Source organism: uncultured Campylobacter sp. (assembly GCF_937997405.1).
Taxonomy (GTDB): domain Bacteria; phylum Campylobacterota; class Campylobacteria; order Campylobacterales; family Campylobacteraceae; genus Campylobacter_B.
Genome location: NZ_CALKTL010000030.1, coordinates 1 through 6362, shown reverse-complemented (window position 1 = coordinate 6362; position 6362 = coordinate 1). Strand labels below are relative to the sequence as shown.

Here is a 6362-nt window from a genome sequence, read left to right as displayed (position 1 = left end):
TGCGTCAAGATCAAATTTAATGTTCGCATCCGCAATATCAAGCGCGCTTGCAATGAAGTTCGTATGCTTGACCTCAAGCGGTTTGAGCGTGAAATTTGCCTCACCGCCGCTTATAGCGACCGAAGGAGACGAGCTGATTTTTAAGACCGCCTTTTGCTCTTTGTCAGTCGTATTGATGAGCGTCAGCGGCACGGAAATTTCATCGCCGCGTACCATGTAGGTTAGATCTGCCGGTTTTATGATCACGTCGTCTCGGACCTTGGCCTCGACGTTTGCAGAGCCGATCGTAGCCGTCTCTCCGATAGCCATGGCGCTTAGACGGATCGTGGAGTTAAAATTTTTCGGCATCGCAAGCTCAAATTTCGCCTCGCCGTTCGCGTCCGCTTTTGCGATCAGCATTTTGATAAATTTTTTCTGCTTTTTGTTTTCGACCGGGCTTAAATTTCGTTTAGCTTTCGCCATTACGCCATCTCCACCGAAGCTTAGCTCTTTAGCAGTAGTTTGATACACGCTAAGATCATCGTAAATGTCGAAGTATCGCATCGCAAAATACGCGCTAACGTCAAACGCCTTAAATGCATCGAGCTCCTCTTGTGAGACGATATCTAAAATTCCAAGATCGACCGCGTATAGTATGACTTTGGAATTTGGCTCGCTTTTTACGCTGATCTGCGCGTTTTGCCCGTTTTTGTAGCTTTTCTCGGCTAGGATTTGCACGTTAGCCTTGTGCGAGCTCGCATCTAGCGCCACCGGCACGTTTGCATAGGCTCTAAGCGGCATCGCAGCGGGTGTCGCGGCGCGCGCGATTACAGCGTTGATGTGTCCTCCGACGAAATTCTCCGGCACGCTGAGCTCAAATTCCGCGCTACCGCCTTTTATGGATAGAATTTTATAGTCGTAAACCCGCTCGCCTATGAGCGAGATATTTAGCACGCCGCTTTCTACCGGAGAATTTATGACGCCTTTAATTTTATCTCCGGCTTTAACCTTGTCGCTTGCGAGTTTGATTTTAGCGCTTTGAACGTCTTTAGCGTTTACCCGTCCATAATATCCCCAGCCGCTTACATCCACGCGCACGCCAGCACTTGCACCGCTTGAGTAATCGTTTGCGACGATTAGATAATTGCCGCCGTTTTGGAATTTATACTCAAACTCGCGCGCATCGGTGCTAACGGCGCTTACGAGATTAAAGCTTTCTTGCTCGACGTATCTATTGCCGTCATAAACGTAAGTAAAATCGTCGCGGTAAATTTCAACGTCGATCTTACCTTTGACGTCGGTTTTGGTTTTGGAATCTAGCAGCGCAAAGCCGAATTTTACGCTATCTCCACTTGAGATAAAGTCCTTACTCGCGCGAATTCCTACGATACGATCATAAGGCAGATAGCTCAGGCTGCGATATGCGTTTACGTTTTTGCCCTCCTCGGTTACGCTGAAATTTAGTAGAATATTTATGGCGTTAGAGACATTTAGATCAGCTGCTGCCGGCGAGAGTGCAAGCTCTTTTTTACCGGCGGAGCTTAGCGTAAATTCTGCCCTGCGAAGCTGCGTAGCGCCCTTTTTCTTTAAGCGATCGTTTAGAAACGAAAAGCCCTCATAGCCTTTAATTTTTAGCTCTTTTTCATAGGCGTTTGCTTCCAGCGAGCCTTTCAAATCTCCAGCCGGCGCGCCTGCAAGATAGTTTGAGCTTAGCTTTAAAGTTATGATCTCATCTGCGCCGTATTCGTCTTTAGCAGTTAAAATTTCATTTTTGATACGGTTTGGGACGAAATTTTCTACGCTGAAGCTTTTAGAAGCGATGATTTTGTCCTCATAGATGAGATCTAGGCGGTAAGTGCCGCTTTTCTCGCCCATCAGCTCGTCGATTTTAACGCTGCCGAACTCATCGGTATTTTGCGCGCGCGTGATGACCACAGTGCCGCTAGGATCGTAAATTTTAAATTTAATCGGCGTATTTTTTAAAGAGCTAAAATCGCGATTTTTCATCACGATCGTGCCTAAAAGCCGCTCGTTCGGACTTATCAGCTCGCTTGCGAGATAAACGAACGGACGCTTTGCAGTAATCGTTTTCTCTACGCTTGCTACGGCGTTATTAAACAGCACGAACGCATGCTCATCGCCTTTACTAATCTCGATAGAGCGCGGGTTTTTGGCTAGAATTTCCATATTTTCTAATCGCAAAATTCCATCTCCGTCCGTTTTATCCTCCGCGATTAGCTCGTTTTTATCGCTGTAAATTTTAACCTTCGCTCTGCTTAGCTCCTCGCCATTACCAAGCCTAGAGGTATAAATTAGCGCGCCGCGCTCAAGCAGCACCACTTGAGCCGTAATGTCGCTAAGATAGGCTACGCGCGAAACCTCTTGCATCTTTTCGCCCACTTTGTAAAACGCCGTGATTTTATAAATTCCATCCTCGTAGCCTTTAAAATCCATCGCGATTTTATGCTCCGCAACGGCGTTTTTAGCGCCTCCTATATCGAAGCTCTTAACCGCGATCTCGCTAGCTAGCCCACCTACACTATCTTCGTTGCTTTCAAAGTTTAAAAAATACCTAAAATTTTGCTCAGGGACTTTGGCAATCGAAATTTTAACCTCATTTACGTTTGAGCTTTTAAAAGCTAACGAAGCGGATTTTGGGATGAAATTTTTCTCGTCGCTAAAGGCTACGAAAGGCAGCCTGTCGCCCATTTTTACGCTTTGTTTTATCTCGTCACGCAAAATATATGAGCCATCTCCTAAGCCCTTTAGCAGCCTGATCTCGTAGCTTTTATTCGGCATAAACTCGTCGCTTACTATATCTGCATAGTAGTAGCATGAAGGATCGTCGCTTTCGCTGCCCTCCTCATCTTCGTCGTAATAATAATATCGCGGCTGAGTGAGGCTAAATTTACTCACGCCTGCGATTCTTACGTATTTGGCAGACAGCTCGTCCATATAGTTAGGAAAACACACTCTAGCCGCGAGCGAGCCGTCTTTTAGAGCCGCAGGACGAATCTGCACGCCGCTTAAATTTGAAGCGTTAATGCTATCATTAAAAGGCTCCTCGTCCGTGCGCAGCTCCACCGGATTTTGCAGCTTTGCGCCTGCTTTTGAGGTGAGGGATTCTATTTGCAATACGACGTTTTGTGCCTTAGGATCGAAGCTAAATAAAAAATTCCGATCATCGTGCGAGCTAAGCTCGTAGGATATATCGTTTTGGGCTAAATTCTGCGCGCGATAAATTCTAGTCGCTTGCTGTAGTGCGTCCTTGCTAACCGCATCGTTAAATTTAATTGCCACTAACCCGGGACGCAGAAGCGCGATATGCTCGGTGCTAAAAGGCTCTGTCTCGAACTCAAAGCGCACCCCGCGCGCCTCGCACGAATAATTAACCCCGGCGCTAAGCATCGGCTTGGGATAGAGCCTGATTGAGCTCTCGCTCACACTTTCGTAGGTGCCCGTGATTTTGGGAGTGCATTTTAAGATCTGCTTTTGTGTGACGCTAAATCCACTGCCGTCCACCCCGCTAATCTCGTAAGCCCCGCTAGCGTATTTGATCTCTACGCCCGCGGCAAAGCTAGCCAAAGCGCAAAATAGCGCTGCGCTTAGTAGTTTTGTCTTCATAAAATTCCTTTGCAAAAATTTTACGAAATTATATACAAATTAACCTTTTATTTTCTTTCATTTACTCTAAAATTTGCTTTAGCGAAATTTGCATTTTCGTCCAAGCAGCCAAGCTCAAAATCCCCTGCGCCGAGGTTAAGCGTAAAAGCCTCGCCGTTAGTGCGCGCAAAATATTCTCCCGTTTTAACTTTAGAATTTGCAGGCGCTAGGATTTGCGTGGTAAAATCTCGTGCCGTGAAATTTTGCTGCGAGGAATTTTGATCTGTGAAATTTTTCGCTGTGAAATTTTGCGCCTCCGAATTTTGCTCTGTGGAATTTTGCAAGATAGAATTTTGCGACGCCAAATTTCGTATGGCTAGATTTTCAGCTATAAAATTCAATCCCGCAGAATTTTGCTTCGTAAGATTTTGTGATTTTAAATTCTGTGGCGCTAAATTTTGTCGCATAGAATTTTGTGCTGTAGAATTCTGTTCTGTAAAATTTTGCTTTAAATTATCTTGCTGCGCCGTGCTAGAATGCTCGAAATCCAAATCCGCGGAATTCTCCCTCGTAAACGCGGTGGAATTTAGCGCTATAAACTCCCGCGAACCGCCGCTTAGCCTGATATATACCCGCTCGCCGAAAACCGCCGTGCACTGCACCTTTAGCCGCAGCGTACCGTCCGCGCCGGTCTCGTAGGTTTTGGCGTTGATGTCGTTTAACACGGGCTTTACGGCGGCAAATTTAGCTGCGCACCTTCCTGCGCGTACCTTTTGCGGATCGACCAGACCGTGTTTTAGCAGATAAAAAAGCTCGCTCGTGCCGTAAATTTCGCACTCCTCGTTGGGCTCAATCCCATCGATCGTAAGATCCTCGGCGCTTTGCGCGCACTCCTTTTCGCGGTACGCGTCGGTGCATACTCGCCGCAAGCTCACGCCCGCGGGGCGCGCAAACTCCACCTCGCCCAGCATGCCCGATTTATCGAGGAAGGCAAACATATTAAACGCCACTTTTGCCGCGCTGACGCCGCCGCTAAGATCCCTAGTTTTGGAGCCGTCGAAATTTCCCAGCCAGACGCCGAGGGTAAATTTCGGCGTGAGCGCGACGGTGTAGAGATCGCGCGCATCGGCGCTTGTACCCGTTTTAAACATCAGAGGCGGCGCATTTAGGGTGTTTTGCCACACCGAGCCGAGGTAGGAGCGCGGCGCGTTTCTTAACATCTGCGTTACGATGTAGGCACTTTGCGGGGTTAAAATTTTGGCATCGTCGCCGATCTTTGCGCCCGCTATTTCGAGCTTCCGCAGCTTGCCGCCGTTTGCAAACGCGCTGTATAGGCGAGCAAGATCCATTAGGCTCATCGAAATACTGCCAAGCGCGATACCTGCGCCGTAATAATCCTTGCTAAACTCCGCCAGATGCACATTTGATAGCATCTCATACAGCCCGTCATCACCCAGCATTAAATTTAGCTTCACCGCGGGGATATTCAGGCTCAGACTTAGCGCGTCCGTAGCACTCACCGCGCCCAAAAACCCCTGGTTGTAGTTGCGCGGAACGTAGCCTGCGAAGGTTATCGGCGCGTCGATCAGCTTCTTTGAAGGGGTGATGAGCCCGTGCTCAAGGGCTTTGGCGTAGATGAAGGGCTTGAGCGTCGAGCCTACGTTTTTTTGCGAGCGCACGCCGTCGTTTTGCCCCTCATTAGCGCTAAAATCGTGGCTGCCGACATAGGCGATCACGCTCATGCTTTCGTTGTCAATTAGCACCGCAGCGCCGTTTCTAACGCCCTTATCACGTAGAGAGAGGATCTCGCTTTTCAAAAAACCCTCAAGCGCGATCTGGGTTTTCAGATCCAAGCTTGAATAAATTTTACCCTCGTTTAGACGCGCAAGCTCCTGTGCTCGCGCAGTTTGCTCCTTGGACTGCACGCCTGCTTTAGAGTTTGCGGAATTTCCCCGCGTCTTGGAGTTTAGATCGGAATTTATTTGCGCCTTAGTGTCCGAAGCGAAATTTGCTCGCGATTTGGCGCCTGAAACGGAATTTGTCTGTATTTTGGCACCTGGAGTAGAATCTGTCTGGGCATTAGCGTCCGACGAAGGGAAATCCGTCTGCGCACTAGCGTCTGAAACGGAGTTTGTCTGTGCACTAAAATTTGCGCTCGACCGCTCGCTAGAGTTTGCATCTGCCTGCGGATTTTGCGGCGGATGCGCGGTATCTTGCCGACTATTTAAATTTAGATTTTGCGGATTTTGCGAGTTTTGATACGGATGTGCGGTACCGACGACATTCTGCCGCTTGTTTAAATTTATATCCGCACTCGGATTTTGCGGCGAATACTCTGTTTGCGATTTATTTGAATCTGTATCTGCGCTAAAATTTTGCGGCAAACGCGCAGCATCTCGTTGCTCGTTTAAATTTAGACTTTGAGTATTTTGCGACGGGCGGGCGACATTAATTAAATCTCGCCTCTCATCTAAATTTGCGCTCTTTCGCTCATTCGGTTTTGCGCTTTTCGGTTCGTTCAGTTTTACGCCTGCTTGCGATTTTGCGCCTTCGCGCTCGTTTAAATTTAAGCTCGTTCCGCCTAAATTTAAACTCTTTGGCGCATCTGTTTTGAAATCCGCCTCTTTGGAATTCATTTCTTTTGAATCCGCTCCCGCCTGCGCGTTTGCGGCATTTAATAAATTTGGCTCACCCCTTGTCGCAGCCGTAAAGCCTGATTCGGCACTCGCCGCGTCCGAAAAATTTGACTCTACCGCCGCGGTTCGGTGCGCAGACGAGCC

Annotated in this window: 1 protein-coding gene and 2 pseudogenes; all 3 read right to left on the bottom strand. The window is 48.1% G+C overall.

Annotated features, from left to right (window positions below; all coding sequences use genetic code 11):
* A partial coding sequence (locus tag Q0372_RS01625; protein ID WP_298101726.1) for an alpha-2-macroglobulin family protein occupies positions 1 to 3603 on the bottom strand: 3603 nt, incomplete at its 3' end.
* A 189-nt stretch (positions 3604 to 3792) separates the two neighbouring features.
* Positions 3793 to 3873: pseudogene (locus tag Q0372_RS10375) on the bottom strand (hypothetical protein); the annotation flags it as partial.
* A gap of 851 nt (positions 3874 to 4724) precedes the next feature.
* Positions 4725 to 6218: pseudogene (locus Q0372_RS10370) on the bottom strand (penicillin-binding transpeptidase domain-containing protein); the annotation flags it as partial.
* Positions 6219 to 6362 lie beyond the last annotated feature (144 nt).